Raw genomic sequence first — 25,246 nt, forward strand, 5'->3', positions numbered from 1 at the left:
TCCTGGTCGGCCACTCCTACGGCGGCGTGATCATCACCGAAGCCGGCAACGACCCCCGAGTAACCGGCCTGGTCTACATCACAGCGTTCGCCGCCGACAAAGGCGAATCCGTACTCTCCCTCGTCGCGAACCCGGCACCCGGCGCCCCGGTCCCGCCGATCCTGCCCCCACGCGACGGCTTCCTGCTCCTCGACCGCGACAAGTTCGCGGCCTCCTTCGCCGGTGACCTCCCGGCCGACGAAGCCGCGTTCATGGCCGACTCGCAGGTTGCCTGGGGGCTCGACGCCGCCGACGGCGCCGTGACCCAGGCCGCCTGGCAGACCAAACCCAGCTGGTACCTCGTCGCCGCCGACGACAAAATGATCCCGCCGGCAGCCCAGCGGCAGATGGCCCAACGAGCCGGCGCGACCGTACGCGAGGTCGAAGCCAGCCACGCCGTCTACGTCTCCCAGCCGCAGGCCGTCACCGACCTCATCCACACCGCGGTCGAAGCCGCGTAACGCACGTTCCCGCCGGCGGGTGCTGACAGCGCCGTCGCGGCCTGCTCAGGGCGGCGCCGGCCGAGGCAAGCCGCCAGGAAGAACCGCGGCGCCGGCAGAGCCGGGCCGATCGCGTCCAGGCTCAGGGACGGGGCTGCCGCCGAGCGCGAGCAGTCCAGAACCCTGCAACCCGGTGTCGACATATCTACAGGAATCAGCCGCCTAAGCGGCTAACAAGAAGGTTGAGAACAATGAAATTTCAGCTCAAGAAGCGCCCTGCGGCGCTCGTGACTTCTGCGGTTCTGGTAGCCGGGCTACTGACGGGAACCGGCCCGTCGGCTATGGCCGCCACGCAGGGCAACGCCGCCCGACAGAAGCCGACCGTCGTACTCGTTCACGGCGGCTTCGCCGATGCGACAGTCAGCTGGCAGGGCGTGGTCAGGCGTCTGCAGAAGAAGGGCTACCCCGTGGTCGCGCCGGCCAACCCGCTGCGCGGCCTCCAGACTGACGCGCCATACCTGCGCAGCGTGCTCAACAGCATCAATGGTCCGATCATTCTGGTCGGGCACTCGTATGGCGGTGCGGTCATCACCAACGCCGCCGCCGGAGACTCCGACGTGAAGGCCCTGGTCTACATCGCAGCGTTCGTTCCGGATGTCGGCGAGGCCCTGGGTGAACTCATCCAGCGATACCCGGGCAGCGAGATCCAGGCCGCCACCACGGCGGTGCCGTTCCCCCAGGCCGACGGCACCACCGGCACCGATCTCTACCTTCAGCCGGACAAGCTTCGCGCGGTCTTCGCAGCAGACCTCCCGAAGGCGGACACCGACGTGCTGGCCGCCACCCAGCGGCCGTTCAGCGCTCAGGCGTTCACCGACAAGACGACGGCGGCGGCGTGGCGCACCATCCCGTCCTGGGGACTGGTCGCCACCCAGGACAAGGCTATTCCCGCCGCTCTCGAGCGCTTCGAGTACAGCCGTGCCCACGCTCGCAAGGTGGTGACGGTCTCGGCCTCACACGTCGCCATGGTCAGCCACCCCGGCATCGTCACCAATCTGATCGTGGACGCCGCCAAGGCAACCGCGTAGCGGTACCGATTCAGACTCGCTGACGCGCGGTGGTGGCCGGCTTCTGAGCGGCCACCACCGCGACCGCGATGCTGCACACGTTCCTAGGAGAGCAGCTAGTGTGCCGCGCTGCACGTACTGCGCCATCTGATGGACGGTCCCGGTCGCCGAGTAGTAGACGACTGCGAGTTTCACGCCGGTCATGTGCCCTCCCGATGTCCTCGAGAGGCCGACGATAGGTGCGAGGAGTGCGTTACCGACAAGGTCGCGAACTCACCTCGAGGTAACTACCGGGCTGCCTGAAACTGCAGCTCAGCGGCGCTTTGGGCAACTCCAACGCATCCTCGAGGGCGTGAGTCCGAAGGTTCTCACCCAGACTCTGCGCAGGTTGCAAGAGCACGGCTTTGTCGACCGCACGATTTATCCCGCGGTCCCGCTGCACGTCGACTACGCGCTGACCGATCTGGGCCAGCGAGCCGCTGTTCCGCTGCAGATGCTGCGTGACTGGGTGGAGAACAACATGGATGAGATCGCCACTTCGGGGTGCGGGCCGGCTGCCTGAGTCTCTTCCTCCTGGGCCGGGGCGTCGGTCACTCGACCCGCGCGGCAAGTCACCATCGGCGGCAGGGCGTTGGAGAACACGTACGGGAGGGCACGCAGGCTGGCCGGGCGCTGGTGGTTACCGTCAACGGCGCCTACTTCCCGGCGGGAACTTACCGACCTTGCAGGGAAGTACGACTCCACGGCTAGCGTCCAAGCATGAGCGAAACATCCCGCCTGCCCGACCATATGACCGTCATCGGCTCGTACCAGGGGCTGCCGATCACCGACACGCGGAGCCTGGTGGAAGCCGAACTGCCGCTACCTGAACTGCGCCCGCACGATATTCTCGTCCACGTCCTCGCGGTGTCGGTCAACCCCGCCGACGTCAAGCGGCGCGCCGGCGCGCCCACCGCTGAAACCCTGACGGTGCTCGGCTTCGACGCCGCCGGCACCGTTGTCGCGGTTGGCCCGGAAGCGACCGGCTATGCAGTTGGCGACGAGGTCTACTACGCCGGTGACGTGAGCAGGCCCGGCAGCAACGCTGAGTACCACGCGGTCGACTCCCGGATCGTCGGCCGCAAACCCGTCTCGCTGAGCTGGGCGCAGGCGGCCGCCGTCCCCTTGACCACCATCACCGCGTGGGAGGCGCTGTTCGACAAGTTCAAGCTCACCTCCGACAGCACCGGCACGCTGCTCGTGGTCGCCGGAGCGGGCGGAGTCGGTTCGATGCTGATCCAGCTCGCGAAGAGGCTCACCAAGCTGACCGTGATCGCCACCGCGTCGCGCGAGGAGTCCAGGGACTGGGCGTACTCGCTCGGCGCCGACGCTGTGGTAGACCACAGCGGCGACCTCGCCACAAATGTCCTCGACGAGGTGCCGGACGGTGTCGACTACATCTTCAGCCCCTACTCCAAAGGAAACGTGGAGAACTACGCGAAGGTGGCCAAGACCTTCGGGGAGGTCTGCGCGATCGACGGGCACCCGGACCTCAACCTGCAGCCGCTGATGCAGAAGAGCATCAGCTGGCACTGGGAGTGGATGTTCACCCGCAGCGTCTTCCAGACCGCCGACATCACCGACCAACGCGACCTGCTCGACCGAGCCTCGCAGATGTTCGACGCCGGCGACCTGCGGACCACCCTGACCACCGAACTCGTCGGCTTCACCGCAGAGAACCTGCGCGAAGCACATCAGCTGGTCGAGTCCGGACGCACGATCGGCAAGGTCGTCGTCGTACGCCCGTGAACCGATTCCTCAGCGGAGAGCCGACACGCCGGTAGGGACCACCCGTGTCACTACCGTCCGTGCGTGTCCGGGAGCTCGTGAAATCCGCGGAGCGATCTCGTCGGTCCAGCGCGAGTTCTCGTACACCGCCGCGTAGCGACGCTCTCGATCCGGCTCGTCATCGAAGCGGCGGATTCAGACGTAGCCGTCGTCGTCCTGCTCGACGATGAACGAGCCGGTCACCGACATGCCCATCTCGAGTTGATACGGCAGGACGACGCTCTCCATGTACGCGACCCACGCGTCACGGCGGCCCGGCAGGGCCCAGTAGTGTCGGATCTCGTAGAACATCTCAGGCCTCCCCTACCCGCAGAACCACGTCTGACCCTCCCTAAAGACCTGCGGTGTCGGCAGCGCCTGCCTGCCGCGGGCCCGGTATCGGCTGACGTCATCCAGCGAACCGTTGTCCCCGGGACCGGAGAAGATGCCGCTGGAAGGTGTACTGACAGCCCACCACGCCCGGTTCGCGTTCCTCGACCCTCGCGCCCGGGACTTCTGGCGCGACTGGGAACGGATCGCCACCATGACCGTGGCGATGCTGCGGGCCGAGGCCGGCCGGAACCCGTACGACAAGGCCCTGACCGACCTCGTGGGCGAGCTGGGCACGCGCAGCGACGAGTTCCGGGCCCGCTGGGCCGCCCACGACGTACGGCTGCACGACACCGGGATCAAGCAGTTCCGCCACCCGGTCATCGGCGACCTGGACCTGAACTTCGAGACCATGGACCTGACCGCCGACCCCGGCATGTCCCTGACCGTGCTGACCGCCCCCGCCGGATCCGCCGACGACGACGCCCTACGCCTACGGGCAACGTGGGCCGCAACCCACGCCCAGGCCACGACGTCCCCCAACCCCCCGATAGCGGAGTCCCCGCCAGGAACCGCCTCCCTCGCAGCGCACACACAACGCCCGCAACGCCCAGCGCCCACAACGCCCAGCGCCCGCAACGCCCAGCGCCCGCAACGCCCAGAGCCCGCAACGCCCAGCGCCCACAACGCACAGGGTCCAATGAGCACGTCAGCAGCGGTGACCCACCACCCAGCCGCGACATGCTGACCGCAAGCGGCACGGTCCGGCCCCCATGACCCACCAATCAGGCCCGCCCGCAGACGCCGGCTCCCGCCCGGCGACCACAGCGCGGCAGCCGGCCCACCGACCCGCCAGGTGACCACCGCGCCAGCCAGGCAGTCAGAGACCGGCAACCCACCACCGAGCCGTCACCTGAAACCCCGCCCGTCCCAGCGCAAGAAGGACGCGGCAAGCCCCAAGACGAGCCGCGCCCCCGAAAACATCACCAGATGCGCGTGCTGACCTCTCCAGAGGCGAGCGCAGCGATCGGCCCCGCCGGGAACTCACCGACGATCTTCGGCGAACCCAGCAGATCCTCATCCATGACCGCCGGCGTACCGTCCCGCTCCTCGAACTCGGCATCGGCGAACCGCACACGCTCGAGATCGAGCCCCGAGATCGCCCCCAGCCGGACCGTGTCGAACTCGGCCGGCAACGTGGTCGTCAGGTGGACAGCGTCGCCGTCGTCGGTAACCGCGATCGAACCCGACCCCACCACCACCGGGTCGGTCTCACCGTCGAACGGCTGGGCCCCCGCCGCGTAGACGTTCCCTCCGGTGTAGACCGCCTGCTCCACGGTGAGGTAGCGCTGGTGGTCACCCGGCGGCTGGGCCTCGATGCGGGCGCGGTAGTCGTCGAACGAGACCGGGAAGCCGTTGTACGAGGCCGTACCCGTGAGCGGCGGCGCCTGACCTTCCGCCTCGGCCCCGTACGCCCGGCCCGAGTCTCCCCCGACGAACAGGTTGCCGAACCAGCGGTCGTCGCCGGCCCGGATGTACGCGTACCCGGCTACCTGCGTGCTGTGCGGCCGGTGGTACGGCGTAGCCCTGTCCATGACCGCCTCGACGCGGACAGTCCCGGCGATGAGGTTGTTGACGAACGCGCCGCCCTGGCTGAACAGCTCGATCGCCGCCGGGGACGCGAAGACGTTGTGCTCCACCAGGTACGGCCCGTGGCTGACCTCGATGAAGATGTCGCGGCTGTTGGCGTAGAGGACGTTGCGGCTGATCCGGGTGCCCTGGGTCTCCCAGTCGAGCCAGATGCCCAGCGAGGTGTCGTGGATGCGGTTGTGCCGGATCTCGACGTCGATCGCCGCGTGCAGCTTGATGCCGCCGATCTCGTACCCGTAGAACTCCCGCTTCAGCGCGATGTTGTAGATGTGGTTGTCCTCGATGGTCGAGAACACGCACCCGAGGTGTCCGACGATGCCATTCTGCCCGCAGTCGTAGATGGTGTTGCCGCGGATGACGTGCGAGCCGATGTGCTCCTTGTCCCAGCCGATCTGCCGGGCCGTGAACACCGACTCGAGCTGGTACTGGTAGCCGGGCTTGTCGCCGCGCTCGGTGGCGTAGTTGTGGCCCGTCGACGCCTCCTTGCCGATGGCGATCGCCGAGCACTTCGCGTCGTGGATGACGTTGTCCTCGATGATCCAGCCCTTCGACCAGTTCGGGCCGATCAGGCCGGGCTGGTCGGCCGTGGGCGGGGTCCACGGGCAGGCGGCCTGGGCCAGCTCGAAACCGCGCACGGTGATGTAGTCCAGGTGCGGCGCCTCGGGGTAGAAGACCGAGCGGCGTACGTTGATCTCGACGAGCTCGGCGTTCGGGTCGGCGCCCTGGAAGTTGGCCCAGATCGTCGTGGTGTCCTCGGCGACCTCGGCGAACCAGACGAGCTGCGTCTGGTCGGGATTGCGGACCTGGCCGGTCGTCCGCGTCCAGTTGTCGAGGATTTCCGTACGGCGGGCCGGCGCGTCCACCTCGGCCCGCGAGCCCACCTCGTAGAAGCTGAGCCCGTTCAGGTAGACGTCGCCGAGGTGCTTGTGCGGGGCGTCCTTGGCGTACACGATCCAGTCGCCGGCCACTTCCTCGGCGTACGGGTTGAAGCCGCCGAACAGGGTGTTCGGGACCGTCGCCTTCCAGACCGGGCCGCCGTCGCTCTCCCAGCCGGTCACCCGCTCGGAGCCCTTGATGACGACGTGCTCGCCCTCGGCGGCCTGGTAGGTGATGCGGCGCGAGTCGCTGAGCCCGCCGCGGCGGGGCTTGACCCACTCGCGGTACTCGCCCGCGTGGACGATCACGGTGTCGCCGGCCTGGGCGAGGCCGGCCGCGCGGTTGATCGTACGGAAAGGTCGGTCGGCCGATCCGGAAGCGGTGTCGGAACCACTGGTGGCCACGTGGTACTCGAATGTCATCAAGAAACCCTTTCTATTTACCGAATCCGGCGGTGAGACCGCTGAGCAGCTGCCGGCGGCCGATGGCGTAGAGCAGGACGATCGGGACGGTGGTCAGCACCACCGAGGCGGCGATGGCCGGGATGTTCACCCCGAACTGACCCTGGAACGCGGCCAGCGCCAACGGAATGGTCCGCTGCTCAGGACTCTGGGTCAGCACCAGCGGCAACAAGAAACCGTTCCAGATACCCAACCCGTTGTAGATCACCACAGTGACCAGAGCCGGCCGGGTCAACGGGAACGCCAACCGCCACAACGTGCCCCACTCGGTCGCCCCGTCCATCCGCATCGACTCGAACAACTCCTTGGGCACATCCCGGATGAAGTTCGACAACACCAGCACCGACAACGGAATCGCGAACGCGATCGACGGCAGAATGATCGCCAGCAACGTGTCGTACATCTTCAACCGGATGATGATCAGATAAACCGGGATGATCACCGCCTGCAACGGGATCGCCAACCCCAGCAGGAACAACCCGTTGATCCCGCGCAGAATCCGGCTGTGACTGCCCCGCACGATCGCGTACGCCGCCATGAAACTGATCAGCACAGCCGGGAGCACCGCACCCAGCGTCACCACGGCACTGTTGAGGAAGTACCGGATGAAGTCGTTCTCCACGACCGTCGTGTAGTTCTCGAACGTCAGATTGGTCGGCGGAGCCAGCGGGTTGGTGATGAAGTAGTTCGCCTGGGTCTTGAAACTCGTGATGACGATCCAGTACAGCGGGATCATCACGACCAGGAGCCACAGCCAGCCGAACGAACCGCCGAACCAGTTGAGTCGAAGCAGGCGCGCCATGTCAGCCCCTTCCGTCGGCTCCGGTCCGTCCGTCCGGCCCGGCCACCGGCGCGTCGGGTTCCCCCCTCGCGGCCGAGTAGACAAGCTCGCGTTAACGTAAAATTGCGAAAACGTCATGTCAAGGCTTCGAAAACTTTCGACGCTCGACCGAGGGGCCGGACCGGCCGGCCTGCTACCGCGCCGGGGCGGTCGACTTCCGGATGATCAGCTGGGTCGCCAGCTCGATCCGCGGTGACGCCAGCTCCTCCCCCGCGATCAGCCGCAGCAGCCGGCGCATGGCGACCCGGCCCATCTCGGCGAACGGCTGCCGTACGGTCGTCAGCGGCGGCGCCGACCACTGAGCAGCCGAGATGTCGTCGAAGCCGACGATACTGACGTCCTCGGGCACGCGCAGGCCAAGCGTGCGGACGGCCTCGATGGCCCCGAGCGCCTGCCCGTCGTTCGAGGCGAACAGCGCGCTCGGCCGGGGGTCCCGCCCGAGCAGCTCCAGGGCGGCGGTGAAGCCGGTGTCGAAGGTGAACGGGCCGGCCATCATCAGCTCGGGGTCGCTGGTCAGCCCGCGCTGGGCCAGCGCGGCGTGATAGCCGTGGAGCCGGGCGATCGCGACCATGGCCCCGGGCGGCCCCTCGATGAAGGCGATGCGGCGGTGCCCCAGGTCGAGCAGGTGGGTGGTCGCCGCCATGCCGCCGTTGAAGTTGGTGGCTCCCACGCTGGGCAGGTCGGCGCTGGGCAGGTTGACGGGGTCGATCGTCACCACCGGGATGCGCTGCTCGGCGAAGTGGCGCGCCTGCTGCGAGTTGATGTCCGAGGTGACCAGGATCAGGCCCTCGCGGCGGGCCGAGGCCATGCGCCGGGCCCAGGCGGCCCCCAGCGGGTCGGCCGGGACGGTGCCCACGACGACGTCGACCTCCTCGGCCGCCGCCGCTTCGAGCGCGCCGTGCAGGATGTCGAGGTTGTTCGGCGTCTGCATGGCGTCGAAGACCACATCGACCGTGCGGCCCACGGGCTGCGCCCCGCCCGCCCCCCGGGCGATGTAGCCGTGCCGCACCAGCAGCGTCTCGATGCGGGCCCGCGTCTCGGGCGCCACGTCGGTGCGGCCGTTGACGACCTTGGAGACGGTCGGGACGGACACGCCCGCCTCCCGCGCGACGGCGGCCAGCGTCGCGCGCTGCGGTGACGACTCCCGAGCCACGGCGACCCCCTTCGACAACGACCGAAAGCAGTATCGCAACACTTTCGACGTCTGCGGCAACCCTCACCCTTCGAGAAGCATGGCCACCCCGATGCCGACCGGTGAAGCCCGGGTACTGCCCCGGAGTGACGTTCCGGGCGGATCTCGGGCGCCCGGCTCCCTGGGCGAAGAACAATGCCAGAATCACGGCCGAACCGTCTTCGCGCGTCCACGCCGTCGAGTGGGACGCGATCAAGTCGCTCCGTACATTGTGGAAGGCAGACAGGGTGAAGAAGAAGTTCGTTGTCGCGGTCTCGGTCGCGGCGTCCCTGCTGGGTGTCGTCGTGGCCACCCCGGCCCAGGCGGCCGAGGCTCCGGTGTACTTCAGCCGGATCAACTACGACTCGCCCGGGTCGGACACCCGCAGCAACGTCAGCCTGAACGGGGAATGGTTCCGGCTCTCCAACAGCACCAAGAAGGCCATCCAGCTCAAGGACTTCACGGTGCGCGACACCGCCAACCACATCTACAAGTTCGGTTCGTACGTGCTGAATCCCGGCAAGTCGGTGACTGTCCACACCGGCAAGGGCACCGACGGCAAGCCGGCCGCCACCGACCGCTACTGGGGTTCGGGCGCCTACATCTGGAACAACACCGGCGACACGGCGATCCTGCGCAGCGCCACCGGCAAGACGATCAACTCGTGCACCTTCGGCAAGGGCACCGCGACCAACTGCTGACCCGGAACACCACGGCCCGAACACAACGGCCTGAACACAACGGCCCGAACACAACGGCCCGAACACAACGGCCCGAACACAACGGCCCGGACCTGACGGTCCGGGCCGTTTCGCGTTCTCCGGACCCGTCGGGGAGCGCTTTAGCAGATCGCCGGACGCGCCGAGCGGGGCCCCTGAACGGCCGTGACCTGCGCCCTTGAGTTGCCCGCGCCGGCCACTGCCCCCAGAATCGATGTTAGGTTAGGCACCCCTTAGTTGAAGTTTGCAGAACTGGAGTCCGGCGCATGCGCGCTCACCGTTTGCTGGCGGCTGCTGTAGCCACCGCCGCCGCCCTGGCCCTCACCGCCTGCGGTGGCGGCGACGAGACCGACGAGCCGGCGGCCGGCGGCAGCTCGGCCGCGACCACCTCGTTCCCGATCACGATCAAGCACAAGCTCGGCACGACCACCATCGAGAAGAAGCCCGAGCGCGTGGCCACCGTGCAGTGGGAGAACCACGAGGTGCCGCTGGCTCTGGGCGTCGTCCCGGTGGGCATGGCCAAGGCCAACTTCGGTGACGACGACGGCGACGGCATGCTGCCCTGGGTCGGTCAGAAGATCAAGGAGCTCGGCGGGCAGACCCCGGTCATGTTCGACGAGACCGACGGCATCGCGTTCGAGGCGGTCGCCAACACCAAGCCGGACGTCATCCTGGCCACCTACTCGGGGCTGACGCAGCAGGACTACGACACCCTCAGCAAGATCGCGCCGGTCGTCGCGTACCCGGACGCGCCCTGGGCGACCCCGTGGCGCGACATCGTCAAGCTCTCCAGCCAGGCCCTCGGCCTCGAGGCGCAGGGCAACGAGCTCATCGCGAGCACCGAGAAGGCGATGAAGGAGGCGGCCGCCACCAAACCGCAGCTGGCCGGCAAGCAGACGATGTTCGTGACGCACATCGACCCGACCGACCTGAGCAAGATCGGCTACTACACCTCGCACGACACCCGGACCCAGTTCTTCAGCGACCTGGGGCTGAAGATCGCCGATGTGGTGGAGAAGGCGTCCGCGGGCACCGACCAGTTCACGCTCAACCAGAGCGCGGAGCAGATCCAGGCGTTCGACGACGTCGACGTCATCGTCATGTACGCCGACAACGAGAAGATGCTGGCCAACCTGCAGAAGGACCCGCTGCTGTCCAAGATCCCGGCGATCAAGCGCGGTTCCGTGGTCAGCCTGGTCGGCAGCACCCCGCTCGCGACGGCCGCCAACCCGACCGTCCTGGCCATCCCGTTCGTGCTCAACGACTACGTCAACCTGCTGGCCGCCGCCGCCGACAAGGTGTCATGACGCAACTCGCCTCCCGTCCCGGGCCGGGCCCCGCCGCTCGCCGGCGGCACCCGGCCCGGGTACGTACGCTCTGGCTGCTCGCCGGCCTGGCCGTGCTCGCGCTGCTGATGCTCGCGTCGGTCGCGTTCGGCTCGCGCATCGTCGGCTGGCCCGACCTCGTGGCCGGCGTGCAGGGCCAGGACGACAACCTCGGTCAGGCCGCCGTGGTCAAGCGCATCCCGCGCACGTTCCTGGCCGTCCTCGTCGGCGCGGCGCTCGGCCTGGCCGGCGCGGTCATGCAGGGGGTGACCCGCAACCCGCTGGCCGACCCGGGCATCCTCGGCGTCAACATGGGCGCCTCGCTCGCGGTGGTCACCGGCATCGTCTCGTTCGGCCTGTCGTCGGCCGCGGGCTTCATCTGGGTGGCCATCCTGGGCGCGGCGGTCGCGGCCGTCTTCGTGTACGCCGTGGGCTCGCTCGGCCGCGGCGGAGCGACGCCGCTGAAGCTGGCCCTGGCCGGCGCGGCCATCTCCGCCGCGCTGGCCTCGCTGATCAGCGCGTTCGTGCTGCCCCGGAGCGACATCGCCACCGGGTTCCAGTCCTGGTTGATCGGCGGGGTCGGCGGCGCCAGCTACGACAGCCTGCGGCACGTGCTGCCGTTCCTGGTCGTGGGTTTCGCGGTCTCCCTGCTGTCGGCCAAGGCGCTCAACTCGCTGGCCCTGGGCGACGACCTCGCGGCCGGGCTGGGCGAACGGGTGCCCGTCGTCCGCGCGGTGGCCGCCCTGGGCGCCGTGCTGCTGTGCGGCGCGGCCACCGCCGTCGCCGGGCCGATCGCCTTCGTGGGCCTGGTCGTCCCCCACTTCTGCCGGCTGCTCGTCGGCCTCGACCACCGCTGGCTGCTGCCCTCCTCGGCCCTGGCCGGCGCGGCCCTGCTGACCGCGGCCGACGTGCTCGGCCGGGTCGTCGCGCGCCCGCAGGAGATCGACGTCGGCATCATCACCGCGCTGGTCGGCGCGCCGTTCTTCATCCACATCGTCCGGCGGCAGAAGGTGCGGGAGCTGTGACCCTCCAGGCCGTCATCGACAACCGGGTCCGCCGGTCCCGCCGCCGGGGCTCCGTCCTCGGGGTGCTCGCCCTGCTCGTCGTCGTGGCCTACGCGGTCTCGCTGATGGTCGGCGAGACCTTCTACCCGCCGCGGGACATCCTCGACGTGCTCCTCGGCGAGACCGTGCCGGGCGCGTCGTTCACCGTGGGCGAGCTGCGGCTGCCCCGGGCGACGCTGGCCGCGCTGGCCGGGTTCTGCTTCGGGATCGGCGGGGTCACCTTCCAGACCATGCTGCGCAACCCCCTGGCCAGCCCCGACGTCATCGGCATCACCTCGGGCGCGAGCGCGGCCGCGGCGTTCGCGATCGTGGTGCTCGGGCTGGGCGAGACCGGCGTTTCGGCGTTCGCGATCGGGGCCGGGCTGGCCGTGGCCATCATCGTCTACACGCTGTCGTTCCGCGACGGGGTGGCCGGCACCCGGCTGATCCTGATCGGCATCGGCATCGCCGCGATGCTGGACAGCGCCACCGCGTACGTCCTGAGCCAGGCCGCCCAGTGGGACCTGCAGCAGGCCCAGCGCTGGTTGACCGGCAGCCTGAACGGCGCCACCTGGGACGAGACCGCGCAGGTGGCGCTGGCCCTGGTCGTGCTCGGGCCACTGCTGCTGGGGCAGGCCCGCAACCTGTTCATGCTGCAGCTCGGCGACGACACCGCGGCGGCCCTGGGCGTACGGCTGGAACGCACCCGCATCGTGGTGATCGTCGCCGCCGTCGGCCTCCTGGCCTTCGCCACCGCCGCCACCGGGCCGATCGCGTTCGTGGCCTTCCTGTCCGGCCCGATCGCCGCCCGCATCCTCGGCTCGGCCGGGTCGCTGCTCGTCCCGGCCGGGCTGGTCGGCGCGCTGCTCGTGCTGGTGGCCGACCTGATCGGCCAGTACGCGTTCGACATCCGCTACCCCGTCGGCGTCGTCACCGGCGTGCTCGGCGCGCCCTACCTCGTCTATCTGCTCATCCGCACCAACCGCGCGGGAGGCTCCCTGTGACCGCTACCCATTCGCTCGAGGTCTCCTCCCTGAAGCTCGGCTACGGCGACCGGACCGTGATCGAGTCGCTCGACCTGGTGGTGCCGCCGGGGCGGATCACGGCCATCGTCGGGGCCAACGCGTGCGGCAAGTCGACCCTGCTGCGGTCGATGTCGCGTCTGCTCACCCCGCGGGCCGGTCACGTGCTGCTGGACGGCCGGGCGGTGCACCGCCTGCCGGCCAAGGAGCTGGCCCGTACGCTCGGGCTGCTCCCCCAGTCGCCGGTCGCCCCCGAAGGCATCACCGTCTCGGACCTGGTCGGCCGGGGCCGCAACCCGCACCAGCGGCTGCTGTCGCGGTGGAGCCGCGAGGACGACGAGGCGGTGGCCGCGGCCCTGGACGCGACCCACACGGCCGACCTGGCCGACCGCTCGGTCGACGAGCTGTCGGGCGGCCAGCGCCAGCGGGTGTGGATCGCGATGGCCCTGGCCCAGCGGACCGACCTGCTGCTGCTCGACGAGCCCACGACGTTCCTGGACGTCAGCCACCAGGTCGAGGTGCTCGACCTGCTCACCGACCTGAACCGCGACCGCGGCACGACGATCGTGATGGTCCTGCACGACCTGAACATGGCGGCCCGGTACGCCGACCACCTGATCGCCCTGGCCGACGGCCGGCTGTACGCCGCGGGCGTACCGGAAGAGGTCCTGACCCGCGAATGCGTGCGGGCCGTGTTCGGCCTGGACAGTCAGGTCATCACCGACCCGACCTCGGGCAAGCCGCTGATGCTGCCGCTCGGCCGGCACCACGTCGCGCTCAGCGGAACATAGGCAGCGACCGGCCGCTCCAGAAGTCGCCGACGTCGTTGGCCAGCCACTGCGGGGCGGCGGTCAGCGGGTCCCAGACGAACACGCCGGGTCCGCCGTCGCGGGGCACGCAGAAGGGCGCCCCGGTGCCGTCGTCACCGAAGGCGACCAGCTCGCACCGGCGGGCGCCGTCCTTGCCCCAGTCGTGCTGGTTGCGCCACGGCAGCTCGGACAGCGGCCAGATGACGAACCACCGCCCGCGCTCGTCGAAGACGCCGTCGCTGACCAGATACAGCTTTCTGAGCTGGAGCGGGAAGCAGGCTTCGAGCTGCTTCTCGTACGCGGCCAGGTTCTCTTCGGTAGCGCCCGGCCGCAGCTGGAAGCCCTCGGCCGTCTTCAACAAGCGGTGCCAGTCAGTGAGAACCATGTCCGAATTGTCGCATTCTTTTGGCCCGCAGCCTCGCGTCGCTTCCGCGCCGAGTCTCTATCAATTCGGCAAAGGCCGGTTCCAGGATCGCCGCCAGGACGGCCCTCGTCCGGTGGCGTCCCCGCAGGCGACCAGCCGCCCGCACCGGCCCGCCGAGGGCTCATTTCCTGGACTGCTCTCCGCGAACTCGGCGCTGGAACCGCCACTGCAGCTCATTCTTCGGACCGCCTCGACGAACACACTCCTGAGACCGGCCTTGCCGAGCTCACTCCCCGGACCGGCCTCCTCGAGCTCACACTCAGCACCGCCTGCGCGGGCTTTCTTCTTTCTCTTGAGGACGGCCTTCGCGGGCTCGTTTCTGAGGAACGCCTCCGCGAGCTCGCTTCTGAGCATCGCCCTTGCCGGCCCGCGCGGCCAGGTACTCCTGCCAGATCAGGCGGGCGGCCACCGCGCGCCACGGGCGCCAGGCCTCGGCCCGCACGACGGTCTCGGCCGGCGTGGGCAACGACGGCAGCTGCCACAGCGCGGCGATCCCGGCGATCACGGCCAGGTCGCCGGACGGCCACGCGTCCGGCCGGCCCAGCGCCGAGAGGCGATAGATGGCCGACGTCCACGGGCCGATACCCGGCACCGCTTGCAGGCGGGCGTCCACCTCGTCGTCGGCCAGATCGGACAGGGCCTCGAAATCGAGCGAGCCGTCCACCACCGCGCCGGCCACCGCCCGGGCATACCGCGCCTTCTGCCGGCTGAACCCGGCCGTCCGCAACTGAACGTCGTCGAGCTTCAAGAGGTTGCCGGCCGTGAGCGGATCCGCGATCACCCGGAGGCGGTCGAACGTGGCCCGCGCCGACGCCAGCGACACCTGCTGCTCCAACATGATGTGCAGAAGAGAAGCCATCCCCGGCGGCCGCTCCCACGTCGGCGGCATCCCGTGCCGCGCCACGACGCCGGCGAAGACCGGCTCCCGGCGAGCGAGCTCGTCGACGCCGCGGCGCAGATCCGCCTCGCTCATGCGGCCCAGGGTGGTGCGCCCGTCGTTCACCCGGCCCACGATAAGCGTCGGGAGCGGGACGACCGCGCCGACGCCCAGCCGCGCCGCACCCCATTCAGCGCCGCACTCTCGGGCCGGGCCACCGTCGGCGTCTCGGGCGTCCCGGGCATCTCGGGCTGGTCGGCCAGATCCGGGGGGCACGAGCCGGCCGATCGCCGCGTCCAGCCCACAGCGGCTCCTACAACCCGCACCACAAAACCGTCTCACGAGACCGCACCGCACAGCCGGCCCGCGCAACGTCGCGCGAACCCAACCGCGCAGCGCGCCGACCAACCCTCCCGCGAAGCCGGCCCGCTCAACCAACCCCCGCGGGCCCGCCATGCATCGCGCCGCGCAAGACCACGCCGCACAACCGCCGCGCAAGACCACGCCGCACACCTGTCCGCGCAAGACCACGCCGCACAACGGTCCGCGCAAGACCACCCCGCACGCCCGTCCGCGCAAGACCACGCCGCACACCTGTCCGCGCAAGACCACGCCGCACACCTGTCCGCGCAAGACCACGCCGCACAACGGTCCGCGCAAGACCACCCCGCACGCCCGTCCGCGCAAGACCACGCCGCACACCTGTCCGCGAGACGGCACCGCACGGCCGCTCCCCGAAACGTCCCTCGAAACCACGCGAACAGCGAACCCGCGCGCCACGCACCGCACAAACGCTCCGGGAAGCGTGGCGGTTCTGCTGGTGGCGGGGATGGGCGGGACCGCGCCGCACGATCGCCTCGCGACACGGCCCGCACAACCGCCGGCCCCTCCGTCGGCGTGACCGAGCCGCGCAACCAACGCACGCGGCCGCGCTCTGCAACCGGCCGCACAGCGACACGCACAGCGGGCCTACACGACCGCGCTGCCAATGCAGCCCCCGCACAACAACCCGCGCCGCGCCGCAGCGCCGCACAACAACCCGCGCCGTCCGCTGACTCGCCCGACCGACCGCCCGCGCCGTCCGCTGACTCGCCCGACCGACCGCCCGCGCCGTCCGCTGACTCGCCCGACCGACCGCCCGCGCCGTCCGCTGACTCGCCCGACCGACCGCCCGCGCCGTCCGCTGACTCACCCGACCGACCGCGCTGCCGGGCCGCAAGATCGACTCGGATGACCGGGCCGTACCGCCCGATCGATCGACGGTTTCAAGTCTCGCGGCACGCCCGAAAAAATCTGGGTCGAAGTCACTAGACTTTCTTGGCAGAGCCCGGTAATGTTCCTGGTGTTGAGAGACGAGGTCAGTCAAACACGCTGACGACGCAGACCGAGCGTTACGCAGGGCCCGGATCCACTTCGTGGCTCGCTCGGCACAGCGGTGGCACCATCGAGCACCGCCTGCAGTACGACAGAGCACCACGGCACGAAAGTAAGACAGCAACACAGCACGGAGAAGCAAGAAAGCACTACCGAGTAAGTCAGCAAGGAACGACAGCACGGAAAGCAAGGAACAGAGTTCGTCGCACGTGCGTGAGGCCATGAAACGCGTGGGGCTTCGCCACCGGCGGGCAGCAGTATCAGCAACACCGCACATGGAAGCAGAGGAAAGGGAGGGCTCGACACCGTTGGATCGCCCGCTACCAGGGCACAGTTTTCAAGCCTGGGGCGGTCACCGCAGTTTCCATCGCACGAAAGGTGGTCTCCGGTCACGCTTATGCGATCCTCGCATCCTGTGCCGCCGACGGCGGCAGATGCGGATACGACAATCCGACGAACCAGTCGGTAGATGGTGTTCTTGACCCGCAACCCTGGGCCCCGGCGCTTCGCGCCGGGGCCCTCGTTCACGGAGAGATGTGTATGGCCCAATCCGACGACATGTTCGGCGACGACGACTACCCCGCCTACACGATGGGCCGCGCCGCGGAGATCACCGGCGCTTCGCAGGACTTTCTGCGGCGGCTCGACGAGGCGAAACTGATCAAACCGTTCCGGTCGGCCGGCGGACACCGCCGCTACTCCCGCTACCAGTTGCGCCTGGCCGCGCGCGCCCGGGAGATGGTCGAGCAGGGCACCGCCCTGGAGGCCGCGTGCCGGATCATCATCCTCGAGGATCAGCTCGAGGAAGCCCTCCGACAGAACGAGAGCTACCGGCGCCAGCAGGAAGCCGGCGCCTGACGGCAGCTCCGCGACGGGTACGGCCCATTCAGCCGCCCCGTCCCCTGTGCCCTGGATCGAGTTTCCCGACGTGGCCGTGGTGCCGACCCGGGTGCTGACCATCACACCCGCCGCGGCACCACACCCAGCACGGGGCAATGCAGCCGGCACGGGACCACAGCGGTCACGGCACCACAGCGTGGTGGCGCCAAGGCGAAGGTGCGCGAGCGGCTGGCCAGCCTGCTGGTGGATCTGGCGTTGCGAAGCCCGGGCACCACAGCCCTCACATCACCAAAGCCGGCACCGGCAGCGCGAATAGCCGTACCGCCGTTTGGCACGGGCGCCGCAGCGTTACGGCACTACGGTGACCGGCCAGCGGCCGCAGCGGACGAGTTTGGAGCCGATCGAGCCGGCCACCCGATGCAGCACGTTGGCCGAGCGGCCGACGATGACCGCGTCGGCCCGGACCTGGCGGGCGGCGTCGCACAGTTCGGTGTAGGGCTCGCCGGCCCGGACCACCAGGCGGGCGTCGAGGCCCAGGTCCTGGATGCGCTCGGCGAAGGCCTCGCGCAGCTCGCGCTCGACCGCGTCCTGGGTGTCGATCACCGTGGCGATCGCTCCCCCGGTGTCGGCCAGCGGCAGCAGCGCGGACGGCAGGGTGCGGACGTAGACGACGACCAGCCGGCTGCCCTGGCGGCGGGCGAGGCCGAGCGCGTACGCCCCCGCGCGTAACGAGGACGTGGAGCCGTCGACGCCGACCAGAATCGTGCCGGGACCGTCCCTCATGACTTCCTCCACGCTCATCCCTGAACGCCGCAAGACCTGAAACCGCAAGACCCGAAACCGCAAGACCTGAAACCGCAAGACCTGAAACCGCAAGACCTGAAACCGCAAGACCTGAAACCGCAAGACCTGAACCCCGCGAGATCTGAACCCCGCGAGATCTGAACCCCGCGACCTGACGCCGCTGGACCTGACGCCGCGAAATCTGAACGCCGCCAAATTCGAGCACTCGAAGACCTGCCAAGATCCGCGGACACACCGAGATGTGAAGACTCACCGAGTTACTGAACGCTGCCCGTTCTCTATCCTCAGTGTATCGTTACGGTTACCGTTCAGCAATGTGGGGGACATGCGGTGACCGTGACTTCGACACCCGGCCGGCCGCGCGATCCGGAGGTCGATCGGCGCATCGCCCGCGCCGCGATGGACCTGTTCGGCGAGGCCGGCTGGGCCGGTTTCGCCATGGAGGCCGTGGCCCGCCGGGCCGGCGTCGGCAAGGCCTCGCTCTATCTGCGCTGGAGCACCAAGGAGGCCCTGCTCACCCACGCGCTGCGGGTCAGCCTGCCGCACGTCAGCGACGTCGACACCGGCACGCTGCGCGGCGATCTGAACGAGCTGGCGACCCAGATCCTCGACGTCTACGCCGGCCCGTCCAGCCGGGCGGCCATCCGCCTCATGCTCGAGGGCCGCGCCATCCCCGGCGTCGCCGAGAACTACGCGGCCACCCGCAAGGCGCAGACCCTGGCCGCCCGGGCGATCGTCCGCCGCGGCATGAGCCGGGGTGAGCTCTCCCCCGCGGTGTCGGTCACGCTGCTGCTCGAGACGCTGATCGGCGGGGCCATGATGCACGCGCTGACCGCCCCGCCCGACGGGAGCGCGGCGCATGCCCGCAAGCTGGTCGGCTTCCTGCTGGACGAGGTCGCCTCGCGCGTCTGAGCGACGCGATTAACCCGGCCGAGGCGGGGCACCCCCGTTTCATGACATCGACGATGAATCCGTTCGCAGTAGTCACCGGCGCGTCCAGCGGGATCGGGTTCGAGCTCGCCCGGCAGTTCGCCGAACACGGCTACGACCTGCTGATCGCCGCGGAGGACGACGCCATCGAGGAGGCGGCGACCGCGCTGCGCCGCGACGGGCAGAACCAGGTCGTCGCCGTACGCGCGGACCTGGCGCAGTTCGACGGCGTCGAGGCGGTCTACGCCGCTGTCCTGGAGACCGGCCGGCCGATCGACGCCATCGCGCTCAACGCGGGCCGCGGCATCGGCGGCGACTTCGTCCGCGAGACCCCGCTGGCCGACGAGCTGAACGTGATCGACGTGAACGTCACGTCGACCGTGCACCTGGCCAAGCGCGTGCTGCCCGACATGGTCGCCCGCGACTCGGGGCAGGTGCTGTTCACCTCGTCGATCGCGTCCACCATGCCCGGCACCTACCAGGCCGTCTACAACGCCTCGAAGTCGTTCGTGCAGTCGTTCGCCGAGGCGCTGCGGGCCGAGCTCAAGGACACCGGCGTCACCGTCACCTCGCTGATGCCCGGCCCGACGGACACCAACTTCTTCCACCGGGCCGACATGGACGACACCCGCGTCGGCGCGAGCAAGAAGGACGACCCGGCCGTGGTGGCCAAGCAGGGCTTCGACGCCCTGATGAAGGACAAGGAGAAGGTGGTGGCCGGCTCCGTGAAGACCAAGGTCCAGGGGGCGGCGTCGAAGGTGATGCCCGACAAGGCCAAGGCCGAGATGCACCGCAAGATGGCGGAGCCGGGCTCGGCCGACAAGTAATCGGTCGGCGAGGACAATGTCTGCGGGGCCGCCTGATTCAGGCGGCCCCGCATCGACTACACAAGTTGGCTACAGCCGATTACGGCTTGAGAACCACCTTGATGCAGCCGTCTTCCTTCTTCTTGAACATCTCGTAGCCGTGCGGGGCCTCCTCGAGCGGGAGGCGGTGCGTGGTCAGGTCGTCGACCCCCAGCGGGTCGTCGTCGCCGGTCAGCAGGGGCAGGATGTCGTCGACCCAGTGCTTGACGTGGGCCTGACCCATCCGCATGGTGACGCCCTTGTCGAACAGGTCCATCATCGGGAACGGGTCGGCCTCGCCGCCGTACACGCCGATGATCGAGATTGTGCCGGCCCGCCGGACGGAGTCGAACGCCGTCCGCAGCGCGGCCATCCGGTCGACGCCGAACGTCTCGGTGGCCTTGCGGGCCAGCGCGTCGGGCAGCATGCCGGCCGCCTTCATGGCCGCGGACTGGAACGGGGTGCCGTGCGCCTCCATGCCGACGGCCTCGATGACCGAGTCGGCGCCGCGACCGTGCGTCATGTCGCGGACGGCTGCTCCGATGTCGTCGACCTTGTCGAAGTCCAGCACCTCGATGCCGTGCCGCTCGGCCATCGCGTTGCGCTCGGGCACGCTGTCGACGGCGATGACGCGCTCCGCGCCGAGGTGGCGGGCGATCCGCGCGCACATCTGGCCGATCGGGCCCAGACCGGTCACCAGCACCGTGCTGCCGGGCTCGATGTCGGCCCACTGGGCGGCCTGCCATGACGTGGTCAGCACGTCCGAGAGGAACAGGTAGCGCTCGTCGGGGTGGTGGTCGGGCACCTTGATCGGCCCGAAGTGGGCCTGCGGCACCCGCAGGTACTCGGCCTGGCCGCCCGGGACCTGGCCGTAGAGCTTGGTGTAGCCGAACAGCGAGGCGCCCTTGCCCTGATCCTTGACCTGGGTCGTCTCACACTGGGCGTAGAAACCCTTGCGGCAGAAGAAGCAGTGCCCGCACGAGATGTTGAACGGGATCACCACCCGGTCCCCGGGCTTGATGTGGGTGACCTCGGCGCCGACCGCCTCGACGATGCCCATCGGCTCGTGCCCGAGGATGTCGCCGGCGTCCAGGTACATGCCGAGAACGTCGTACAGGTGAAGGTCGGACCCGCAGATCGCGGTGGAGGTCATTCGTACGATCGCATCGGTCGGTTCCTGGATCACCGGGTCGGGGACGGTCTCGACGCTGACCTTGCCGGTTCCTTGCCATGTCAATGCACGCATATGTCTCCGGATACCCGGCGACTGCGAGGGTATGCAGTCCGTTCATGAGTTCACGTGTAGTGGTCCTGACCGGTGCGTCGAGCGGCATCGGCCGGGCCTCGGCCCTCGCCTTCGCCCGGCGCGGTGACCGGGTGGTGCTGGCCGCCCGCAGCGAGGAGGCCCTGTCCGCGGTGGCCGAGGCCTGCGGCAACGACCCGTTGGTCGTCCCGACCGACATCACCAGCCGGGCCGATCTGGAAGCGCTGCAGAAGGCCGCGGTCGACCGGTACGGGCGGATCGACGTCTGGGTCGACTCGGCCGCGGTCATGGCGTACGGGAAGTTTGAGGACCTGCCGCCCGAGGTGTTCGAGCGCGTCGTCGGCACCGACCTGCTCGGTACGGCCAACGTCGCGCGCACCGCGCTGCGGCAGTTCCGCGCGCAGGGCCACGGCACGCTCATCCTGGTCGGCTCGCTGCTGGCCCACGTCGCGGTGCCGTACATGTCGGCCTACGTGACCGCGAAGTGGGGCCTGCGCGGTCTGGTGCGGATCCTGCAGCAGGAGACCCGGGACGCGCGGCACATCCACGTCTGCGGGGTGGCGCCCGGCAGCGTCGACACCTCGATCTACACCAGCGCGGCGAACTACGCGGGCTTCGTCGGCCGTCCGCCGCCGCCGGTCGACTCGGCCGAACGTGTCGCCGCCAAGGTGCTCAAGCAGGCCGCCAAGCCGCGGCCGGAGGTTTCGGTCGGAGCGGCCAACCGCCTGATCGAGTTCGGCTTCAACGCCTTCCCCCCGCTGTACGACGCTCTGGTCACGCCGCTGATGGAGCGGGGCGGCCTGTCCCGGCGCCGGATCGCCCCGAACGACGGGAACGTCTTCGGGCCGAAGCCGCGCGTCGAGGGCGGCCCCGGCCGGTGGACCCGGGCCCAGGTCGGCGCCGTGGTGGCGGCCGGAGCCCTGGTGACGGCGGCCTCGGTGAGACGTTTGCTCCCTCGCAAATAGCTGGGCATATCCCGGGGCCGCCCGGGTATCACTGAGCCGTGCTCAAGATCGAAGCAACAGATCTGCCGCTACCCGGCAAGGGTGCCACGGCAGAAAGATTCCGCGGGCTGGCCGACCTCGGCCGCACCGGCCCGGTGGTCGCCCGGCTGGGCGAGGGTCACGCGGACGCTGTCGCCATCCGGGCCGAACTGGGTGACGACGGCCCGCCGGTGGACGGCGAGCGCTGGGGCGTGTGGGCCGCGGCGCCACGGACGTTGCGAGCCGTCCGGGACGGCGACCGGTGGCGGGTCAGCGGCGAGCGGCCCTGGTGCTCCGGCGCCGGGTGGTGCACGCACGCGCTGGTTACCGCCGAGGCCGAGGACGGCATCCGGCTGTTCGCGGTGGCCAACGAGGCGCCGTACGCCGTGCCGCTCGACGGCACCTGGCCCGCCGTGGGCATGGCGGGCAGCGACAGCCGCACGATCCGGTTCACCGACGCGCCGGCCCGGCCCGTCGGCCACCCCGGGGAGTACGTGAACAGGCCCGGCTTCTGGCACGGCGGCATCGGCGTGGCCGCATGCTGGTACGGCGGCGCCCTGGGCATCGCCGACGCCCTGCACGCCGCGGGCAAGGACGACCCGCACGCGCTGGCCCACCTGGGCGCGGTCGATGTCGCGCTCGGCTCCGCCCGGGCCGTGCTCCTCGAGGCGGCCGCGATCATCGACGCCGACCCGACCGCGATCCAGCACCGGCTCGCGCTGCGGGTGCGGGCCACCGTCGAGGGTGCCGCCACCGAAGTCCTCGACCGGGTCGGCCGGGCGCTGGGCGCCGGACCGCTGTGCCGCGACGAACGGCACGCCCACCGGGTCGCCGACCTCACCGTCTATCTGCGGCAGAGCCACGCCGAGGCCAACCTCGAGCAGCTCGGCCGCCTGGTCCTCGAGGAGTCGCCGTGGTGACGCCGATCGTCGGTGAGGGCACCGCCGAGCAGACGTGGCGGGACTGGCCGGCAACAACCCGGTGGCCGGCCCTGCCGCTCGACGCCGCCGTCGCGCCACTGATCGTCGCGCCGCATCCCGACGACGAGATCCTGGGAGTGGCCGGCCTGATGGCGATGCTGGACGCCGCCGAACTGGTCGCCGTGACCGACGGCGAGGCCTCCCACCCCGGTTCCACCGTGCACACGCAGGCCGAGCTGGCCGCGATCCGCCGTGCCGAGACCGCGGAAGCGTTGCGCCGCCTCGGTCTGGGTGACGCGCCCGTACACCGGCTCGGCCAGCCCGACGGCAAGATCGACGAGGACGCGGTGGCCGAAGCCCTCACCGGACTGCTGACGCCGGGACGCTGGTGCCTGGCGACCTGGCGCGACGACGGTCACCCCGACCACGAGGCGGTCGGCCGGGCCGCGGCCCGCGCGTGCGAGGCCACCGGCGCGGTCCTGCTGGAGTACCCGATCTGGACGTGGCACTGGGCCACCCCCGACGACCCTCGCGTGCCCTGGCACCGGGCGTACCGGATCGACCTGACCCCGGCCGCCCGGGCGGCCAAGGCCGCGGCGATCGCCGCCTTCCCCAGCCAGATCGCGCCGCTGGGCCCGGAGCCGGCCGACGCCGCGATCCTGCCCCCGCACGTGCTGGCCCGCTTCGCCCGCCCGTTCGAAGTGGTCTTCCGATGAGCACCCCGACGGGCTACTTCGAGGACATGTACGCCCGGAGCAGCGACCCGTGGAGCTTCGCCACCCGCTGGTACGACGCCCGGAAGCACGCGCTCACGGCGGACTCGCTCACCCGCCGCCGCTACCGGTCCGGGTTCGAGCCCGGCTGCTCCACCGGCATGCTCACGGCCCGGCTGGCCGAACGCTGCGACCGCCTGCTGTCGGTCGACGCCGTCCCGGCGGCCGTGGCCACGGCCGCTCAGCACCTCGCCGCGTTCCCCCACGTCACCGTGCGCGCCGCGAGCATGCCGGCGGACTGGCCGGACGAGACGTTCGACCTGATCGTGCTCTCCGAACTCGGCTACTACTTCGACGATCACGACCTGACAACCCTGATCGACCGCGCGGTCGGCTCCCTGGAGCCCGGCGGCGACCTGGTCGCCGTGCACTGGCGCCGCCCGGTCGACGAACACGCCCGCCCCGGCGACGAGGTGCACGCGCGGATCGCCGCCGCCCCCGGCCTGGCCCGGCAGGCGCGGCACGAGGAACCCGACTTCCTGCTCGAGGTCTACACCCGTACGCCGCCCGAGGCCTTCTCGGTGGCCCAGCGCGAGGGGCTCGCATGAACCGGATCGCCGTCATCGTCCCCGCCCACAACGAACAAGAACTGCTGCCCGCCTGCCTGACCAGCCTCGCCGAAGCGACAGCCCCCGTCCCCGTCGAAATCATCGTCGTCGCCGACGCCTGCACCGACGACACCACCGCCGTGGCCGCCACCTCCGGCGCGACAGTGCTGCGACTCGACGCCCGCAACGTCGGCCGCGCCCGCGCCGCCGGCATGGCCCACGCCCTGCGCGACGGCCCCGAAGGCCTGTGGCTGACCACCACGGACGCCGACAGCCGCGTAGCTCCCGAGTGGCTGCTGTGGCACCTGGCCCACGCCTCGGCCGGCGCGGACCTGCTGGCCGGCACGGTCCTGGTCGACGACTGGGCGGGCTGGCCGGCCGCGCTGCCCGGCCTCTACGACACCCGGTACGCCGGCACGGACGCCCACGTCCACGGGGCCAACCTGGGCGTCTCGGCCGAGGCTTACGTGGCTGTGGGCGGTTTCCAGCCCATGGACCACGACGAGGACCGCGACCTGATCGAGCGGGTACGAGCGGCCGGCCGCCGGGTGGTCGCGGACGCGACCTGCCCGGTGGTGACCAGCGCCCGGCCGGACGGGCGGGCTCCGCTCGGCTTCTCGTCGTACCTCAACGGTCTGGCCTCACCCCTGGCCGCCTGAACGGTCGGGCCTGTTTTTGGTCACCTGAAGGGTCGGGCTTTTCCGCCGGCCGCCAGAACTGGTCAGACCCCTCCGGTTCACCAGAACAGTCAGACCCTTCCCTAGCCGCCAGAGCAGCCAGGCCTTCTCCCCCGCTGTCCAGCAGACAGGCGCCGGGCCCGATTGACCTGGCCCTTCCCGGACGACGCCGGGTTGGCGTGCGCTCCGGAATGGTCCGCTTTCCTTGGTGTACCGGCGTGATCCCGGTCAGGGCTGGCCCTGCCGATCCTGCTTCAGGTGTGAACGAGTTCCAGCATGGCTGTCAGCCCGCGCTCGGCCGCTGCTCGCATGATCACCGAGGCGGTCGCTACGACAGCTCGAGCCGGGCACGCGGTTGAGCCGGGCACGCGGTTGAGCCGGGCACGCG

Annotated in this window: 27 protein-coding genes; 19 read left to right on the forward strand and 8 right to left on the reverse strand. The window is 70.1% G+C overall.

Going from position 1 to position 25,246, the window contains the following annotated elements; genetic code table 11:
* The 4 genes from HJC40_RS44010 to HJC40_RS44025 form a co-directional block, all read left to right on the forward strand.
* A partial coding sequence (locus tag HJC40_RS44010; RefSeq protein ID WP_250009825.1) for an alpha/beta hydrolase occupies positions 1-500 on the forward strand: 500 nt, incomplete at its 5' end.
* Between the two features lie 230 nt (positions 501-730).
* On the forward strand, positions 731-1,567 hold the full coding sequence (locus HJC40_RS44015; RefSeq protein ID WP_250009827.1) for an alpha/beta hydrolase: 837 nt from the start codon (positions 731-733) through the stop codon (positions 1,565-1,567).
* A 181-nt stretch (positions 1,568-1,748) separates the two neighbouring features.
* A complete protein-coding gene (locus HJC40_RS45940) occupies positions 1,749-2,108 on the forward strand; it encodes a helix-turn-helix domain-containing protein (RefSeq protein WP_284044597.1) in 360 nt (119 codons plus the stop codon).
* Between the two features lie 197 nt (positions 2,109-2,305).
* Positions 2,306-3,334: a zinc-binding alcohol dehydrogenase family protein gene (locus tag HJC40_RS44025; RefSeq protein ID WP_250009829.1), complete on the forward strand. Its 1,029-nt coding sequence runs from the start codon at positions 2,306-2,308 to the stop codon at positions 3,332-3,334.
* A 174-nt stretch (positions 3,335-3,508) separates the two neighbouring features.
* Here HJC40_RS44025 and HJC40_RS44030 read toward each other — a convergent pair whose 3' ends face one another.
* Entirely contained in the window at positions 3,509-3,664 is a 156-nt protein-coding gene (locus HJC40_RS44030) for a hypothetical protein (protein WP_250009830.1), read from the reverse strand.
* Between the two features lie 133 nt (positions 3,665-3,797).
* Here HJC40_RS44030 and HJC40_RS44035 point away from each other — a divergent pair, with 133 nt between their 5' ends.
* Positions 3,798-4,430, forward strand: a complete 633-nt coding sequence (locus HJC40_RS44035) for a hypothetical protein (RefSeq protein WP_250009831.1) — start codon at positions 3,798-3,800, stop codon at positions 4,428-4,430.
* Positions 4,431-4,665: 235 nt separating this feature from the next.
* On the opposite strand, the gene HJC40_RS44040 is transcribed toward HJC40_RS44035, so the two are convergent.
* The 3 genes from HJC40_RS44040 to HJC40_RS44050 all read right to left on the reverse strand — a co-directional run bounded on the left by HJC40_RS44040 (position 4,666) and on the right by HJC40_RS44050 (position 8,663).
* The gene (locus HJC40_RS44040; protein WP_250009832.1) at positions 4,666-6,630 is read right to left on the reverse strand and encodes a right-handed parallel beta-helix repeat-containing protein; all 1,965 of its coding nucleotides are present in this window, start codon (positions 6,628-6,630) and stop codon (positions 4,666-4,668) included.
* A gap of 13 nt (positions 6,631-6,643) precedes the next feature.
* A complete protein-coding gene (locus tag HJC40_RS44045; protein ID WP_250009833.1) occupies positions 6,644-7,471 on the reverse strand; it encodes a carbohydrate ABC transporter permease in 828 nt (275 codons plus the stop codon).
* Between the two features lie 172 nt (positions 7,472-7,643).
* Entirely contained in the window at positions 7,644-8,663 is a 1,020-nt protein-coding gene (locus HJC40_RS44050) for a LacI family DNA-binding transcriptional regulator (protein ID WP_249998187.1), read from the reverse strand.
* 266 nt (positions 8,664-8,929) lie between these two features.
* On the opposite strand from HJC40_RS44050, the gene HJC40_RS44055 reads away from it, so the two are divergent.
* The 5 genes from HJC40_RS44055 (at position 8,930) to HJC40_RS44075 (ending at position 13,581) form a co-directional block, all read left to right on the forward strand.
* Complete coding sequence (locus HJC40_RS44055; RefSeq protein ID WP_249998186.1) at positions 8,930-9,382, forward strand: lamin tail domain-containing protein; 453 nt, start codon at positions 8,930-8,932, stop codon at positions 9,380-9,382.
* Between the two features lie 284 nt (positions 9,383-9,666).
* Positions 9,667-10,707 (forward strand): iron-siderophore ABC transporter substrate-binding protein, encoded by a 1,041-nt coding sequence (locus tag HJC40_RS44060; RefSeq protein WP_249998185.1) that lies wholly within the window; start codon positions 9,667-9,669, stop codon positions 10,705-10,707.
* Entirely contained in the window at positions 10,704-11,750 is a 1,047-nt protein-coding gene (locus HJC40_RS44065; protein ID WP_249998184.1) for an iron ABC transporter permease, read from the forward strand. Before HJC40_RS44060 ends, HJC40_RS44065 begins: the two co-directional genes overlap by 4 nt.
* Positions 11,747-12,772, forward strand: a complete 1,026-nt coding sequence (locus HJC40_RS44070; RefSeq protein WP_249998183.1) for an iron chelate uptake ABC transporter family permease subunit — start codon at positions 11,747-11,749, stop codon at positions 12,770-12,772. The genes HJC40_RS44065 and HJC40_RS44070 overlap by 4 nt, the downstream gene beginning before the upstream one ends.
* Positions 12,769-13,581: an ABC transporter ATP-binding protein gene (locus tag HJC40_RS44075; RefSeq protein WP_249998182.1), complete on the forward strand. Its 813-nt coding sequence runs from the start codon at positions 12,769-12,771 to the stop codon at positions 13,579-13,581. The genes HJC40_RS44070 and HJC40_RS44075 overlap by 4 nt, the downstream gene beginning before the upstream one ends.
* On the opposite strand, the gene HJC40_RS44080 is transcribed toward HJC40_RS44075, so the two are convergent.
* Complete coding sequence (locus HJC40_RS44080) at positions 13,568-13,984, reverse strand: SMI1/KNR4 family protein (RefSeq protein WP_249998181.1); 417 nt, start codon at positions 13,982-13,984, stop codon at positions 13,568-13,570. The two genes, HJC40_RS44075 and HJC40_RS44080, sit on opposite strands and share 14 nt — an antisense overlap.
* Positions 13,985-14,282: 298 nt before the next feature.
* On the reverse strand, positions 14,283-15,026 hold the full coding sequence (locus HJC40_RS44085) for a DNA-3-methyladenine glycosylase 2 family protein (RefSeq protein ID WP_249998180.1): 744 nt from the start codon (positions 15,024-15,026) through the stop codon (positions 14,283-14,285).
* A gap of 328 nt (positions 15,027-15,354) precedes the next feature.
* On the opposite strand from HJC40_RS44085, the gene HJC40_RS44090 reads away from it, so the two are divergent.
* Together HJC40_RS44090 and HJC40_RS44095 are read left to right on the forward strand one after the other, a co-directional pair.
* Complete coding sequence (locus HJC40_RS44090) at positions 15,355-15,801, forward strand: hypothetical protein (RefSeq protein ID WP_249998179.1); 447 nt, start codon at positions 15,355-15,357, stop codon at positions 15,799-15,801.
* 1,013 nt (positions 15,802-16,814) lie between these two features.
* Positions 16,815-17,132 carry a MerR family transcriptional regulator gene (locus HJC40_RS44095; RefSeq protein WP_249998178.1) on the forward strand — a complete coding sequence of 106 codons (318 nt, stop codon included), beginning with the start codon at positions 16,815-16,817 and terminating at the stop codon, positions 17,130-17,132.
* A 330-nt stretch (positions 17,133-17,462) separates the two neighbouring features.
* Here the strand turns inward: HJC40_RS44095 and HJC40_RS44100 are convergent, their stop codons facing one another.
* On the reverse strand, positions 17,463-17,897 hold the full coding sequence (locus HJC40_RS44100; RefSeq protein ID WP_249998177.1) for a universal stress protein: 435 nt from the start codon (positions 17,895-17,897) through the stop codon (positions 17,463-17,465).
* Positions 17,898-18,248: 351 nt separating this feature from the next.
* On the opposite strand from HJC40_RS44100, the gene HJC40_RS44105 reads away from it, so the two are divergent.
* Positions 18,249-18,830 carry a TetR/AcrR family transcriptional regulator gene (locus HJC40_RS44105; protein ID WP_249998176.1) on the forward strand — a complete coding sequence of 194 codons (582 nt, stop codon included), beginning with the start codon at positions 18,249-18,251 and terminating at the stop codon, positions 18,828-18,830.
* A gap of 41 nt (positions 18,831-18,871) precedes the next feature.
* Positions 18,872-19,675, forward strand: coding sequence for an SDR family oxidoreductase (locus HJC40_RS44110; RefSeq protein WP_249998175.1), 804 nt, complete (start codon positions 18,872-18,874; stop codon positions 19,673-19,675).
* A 79-nt stretch (positions 19,676-19,754) separates the two neighbouring features.
* Here HJC40_RS44110 and HJC40_RS44115 read toward each other — a convergent pair whose 3' ends face one another.
* Positions 19,755-20,939: a zinc-dependent alcohol dehydrogenase gene (locus HJC40_RS44115; RefSeq protein ID WP_249998174.1), complete on the reverse strand. Its 1,185-nt coding sequence runs from the start codon at positions 20,937-20,939 to the stop codon at positions 19,755-19,757.
* A 44-nt stretch (positions 20,940-20,983) separates the two neighbouring features.
* On the opposite strand from HJC40_RS44115, the gene HJC40_RS44120 reads away from it, so the two are divergent.
* The 5 genes from HJC40_RS44120 to HJC40_RS44140 are packed head-to-tail and all read left to right on the forward strand — an operon-like array spanning position 20,984 to position 24,840.
* Entirely contained in the window at positions 20,984-21,922 is a 939-nt protein-coding gene (locus HJC40_RS44120) for an SDR family NAD(P)-dependent oxidoreductase (protein ID WP_249998173.1), read from the forward strand.
* Between the two features lie 38 nt (positions 21,923-21,960).
* A complete protein-coding gene (locus HJC40_RS44125; protein WP_249998172.1) occupies positions 21,961-22,860 on the forward strand; it encodes an acyl-CoA dehydrogenase family protein in 900 nt (299 codons plus the stop codon).
* Positions 22,854-23,576 carry a PIG-L family deacetylase gene (locus HJC40_RS44130; protein WP_249998171.1) on the forward strand — a complete coding sequence of 241 codons (723 nt, stop codon included), beginning with the start codon at positions 22,854-22,856 and terminating at the stop codon, positions 23,574-23,576. The genes HJC40_RS44125 and HJC40_RS44130 overlap by 7 nt, the downstream gene beginning before the upstream one ends.
* On the forward strand, positions 23,573-24,181 hold the full coding sequence (locus tag HJC40_RS44135) for a trans-aconitate 2-methyltransferase (RefSeq protein WP_249998170.1): 609 nt from the start codon (positions 23,573-23,575) through the stop codon (positions 24,179-24,181). The genes HJC40_RS44130 and HJC40_RS44135 overlap by 4 nt, the downstream gene beginning before the upstream one ends.
* Entirely contained in the window at positions 24,178-24,840 is a 663-nt protein-coding gene (locus tag HJC40_RS44140) for a glycosyltransferase family 2 protein (protein WP_249998169.1), read from the forward strand. The genes HJC40_RS44135 and HJC40_RS44140 overlap by 4 nt, the downstream gene beginning before the upstream one ends.
* The last annotated feature ends 406 nt before the right edge of the window (positions 24,841-25,246 follow it).

Origin of the sequence: Actinoplanes sp. M2I2 (assembly GCF_023544445.1) — a bacterium.
Taxonomy (GTDB): Bacteria; Actinomycetota; Actinomycetes; order Mycobacteriales; family Micromonosporaceae; genus Actinoplanes.

Bases quoted from the DNA above. Each gene is read 5' to 3' on its own strand.
- HJC40_RS44140 (WP_249998169.1), top strand. From the start codon at position 24,178: ATGAACCGGATCGCCGTCATCGTCCCCGCCCACAACGAACAAGAACTG.
- HJC40_RS44045 (WP_250009833.1), bottom strand. From the start codon at position 7,471: ATGGCGCGCCTGCTTCGACTCAACTGGTTCGGCGGTTCGTTCGGCTGG.
- HJC40_RS44100 (WP_249998177.1), bottom strand. From the start codon at position 17,897: ATGAGGGACGGTCCCGGCACGATTCTGGTCGGCGTCGACGGCTCCACG.
- HJC40_RS44110 (WP_249998175.1), top strand. From the start codon at position 18,872: ATGACATCGACGATGAATCCGTTCGCAGTAGTCACCGGCGCGTCCAGC.
- HJC40_RS44015 (WP_250009827.1), top strand. From the start codon at position 731: ATGAAATTTCAGCTCAAGAAGCGCCCTGCGGCGCTCGTGACTTCTGCG.
- HJC40_RS44025 (WP_250009829.1), top strand. From the start codon at position 2,306: ATGAGCGAAACATCCCGCCTGCCCGACCATATGACCGTCATCGGCTCG.
- HJC40_RS44040 (WP_250009832.1), bottom strand. From the start codon at position 6,630: ATGACATTCGAGTACCACGTGGCCACCAGTGGTTCCGACACCGCTTCC.
- HJC40_RS44090 (WP_249998179.1), top strand. From the start codon at position 15,355: ATGCATCGCGCCGCGCAAGACCACGCCGCACAACCGCCGCGCAAGACC.
- HJC40_RS44120 (WP_249998173.1), top strand. From the start codon at position 20,984: ATGAGTTCACGTGTAGTGGTCCTGACCGGTGCGTCGAGCGGCATCGGC.
- HJC40_RS45940 (WP_284044597.1), top strand. From the start codon at position 1,749: ATGTGCCCTCCCGATGTCCTCGAGAGGCCGACGATAGGTGCGAGGAGT.
- HJC40_RS44060 (WP_249998185.1), top strand. From the start codon at position 9,667: ATGCGCGCTCACCGTTTGCTGGCGGCTGCTGTAGCCACCGCCGCCGCC.
- HJC40_RS44035 (WP_250009831.1), top strand. From the start codon at position 3,798: ATGCCGCTGGAAGGTGTACTGACAGCCCACCACGCCCGGTTCGCGTTC.
- HJC40_RS44135 (WP_249998170.1), top strand. From the start codon at position 23,573: ATGAGCACCCCGACGGGCTACTTCGAGGACATGTACGCCCGGAGCAGC.
- HJC40_RS44115 (WP_249998174.1), bottom strand. From the start codon at position 20,939: ATGCGTGCATTGACATGGCAAGGAACCGGCAAGGTCAGCGTCGAGACC.
- HJC40_RS44065 (WP_249998184.1), top strand. From the start codon at position 10,704: ATGACGCAACTCGCCTCCCGTCCCGGGCCGGGCCCCGCCGCTCGCCGG.
- HJC40_RS44080 (WP_249998181.1), bottom strand. From the start codon at position 13,984: ATGGTTCTCACTGACTGGCACCGCTTGTTGAAGACGGCCGAGGGCTTC.
- HJC40_RS44030 (WP_250009830.1), bottom strand. From the start codon at position 3,664: ATGTTCTACGAGATCCGACACTACTGGGCCCTGCCGGGCCGCCGTGAC.
- HJC40_RS44095 (WP_249998178.1), top strand. From the start codon at position 16,815: ATGGCCCAATCCGACGACATGTTCGGCGACGACGACTACCCCGCCTAC.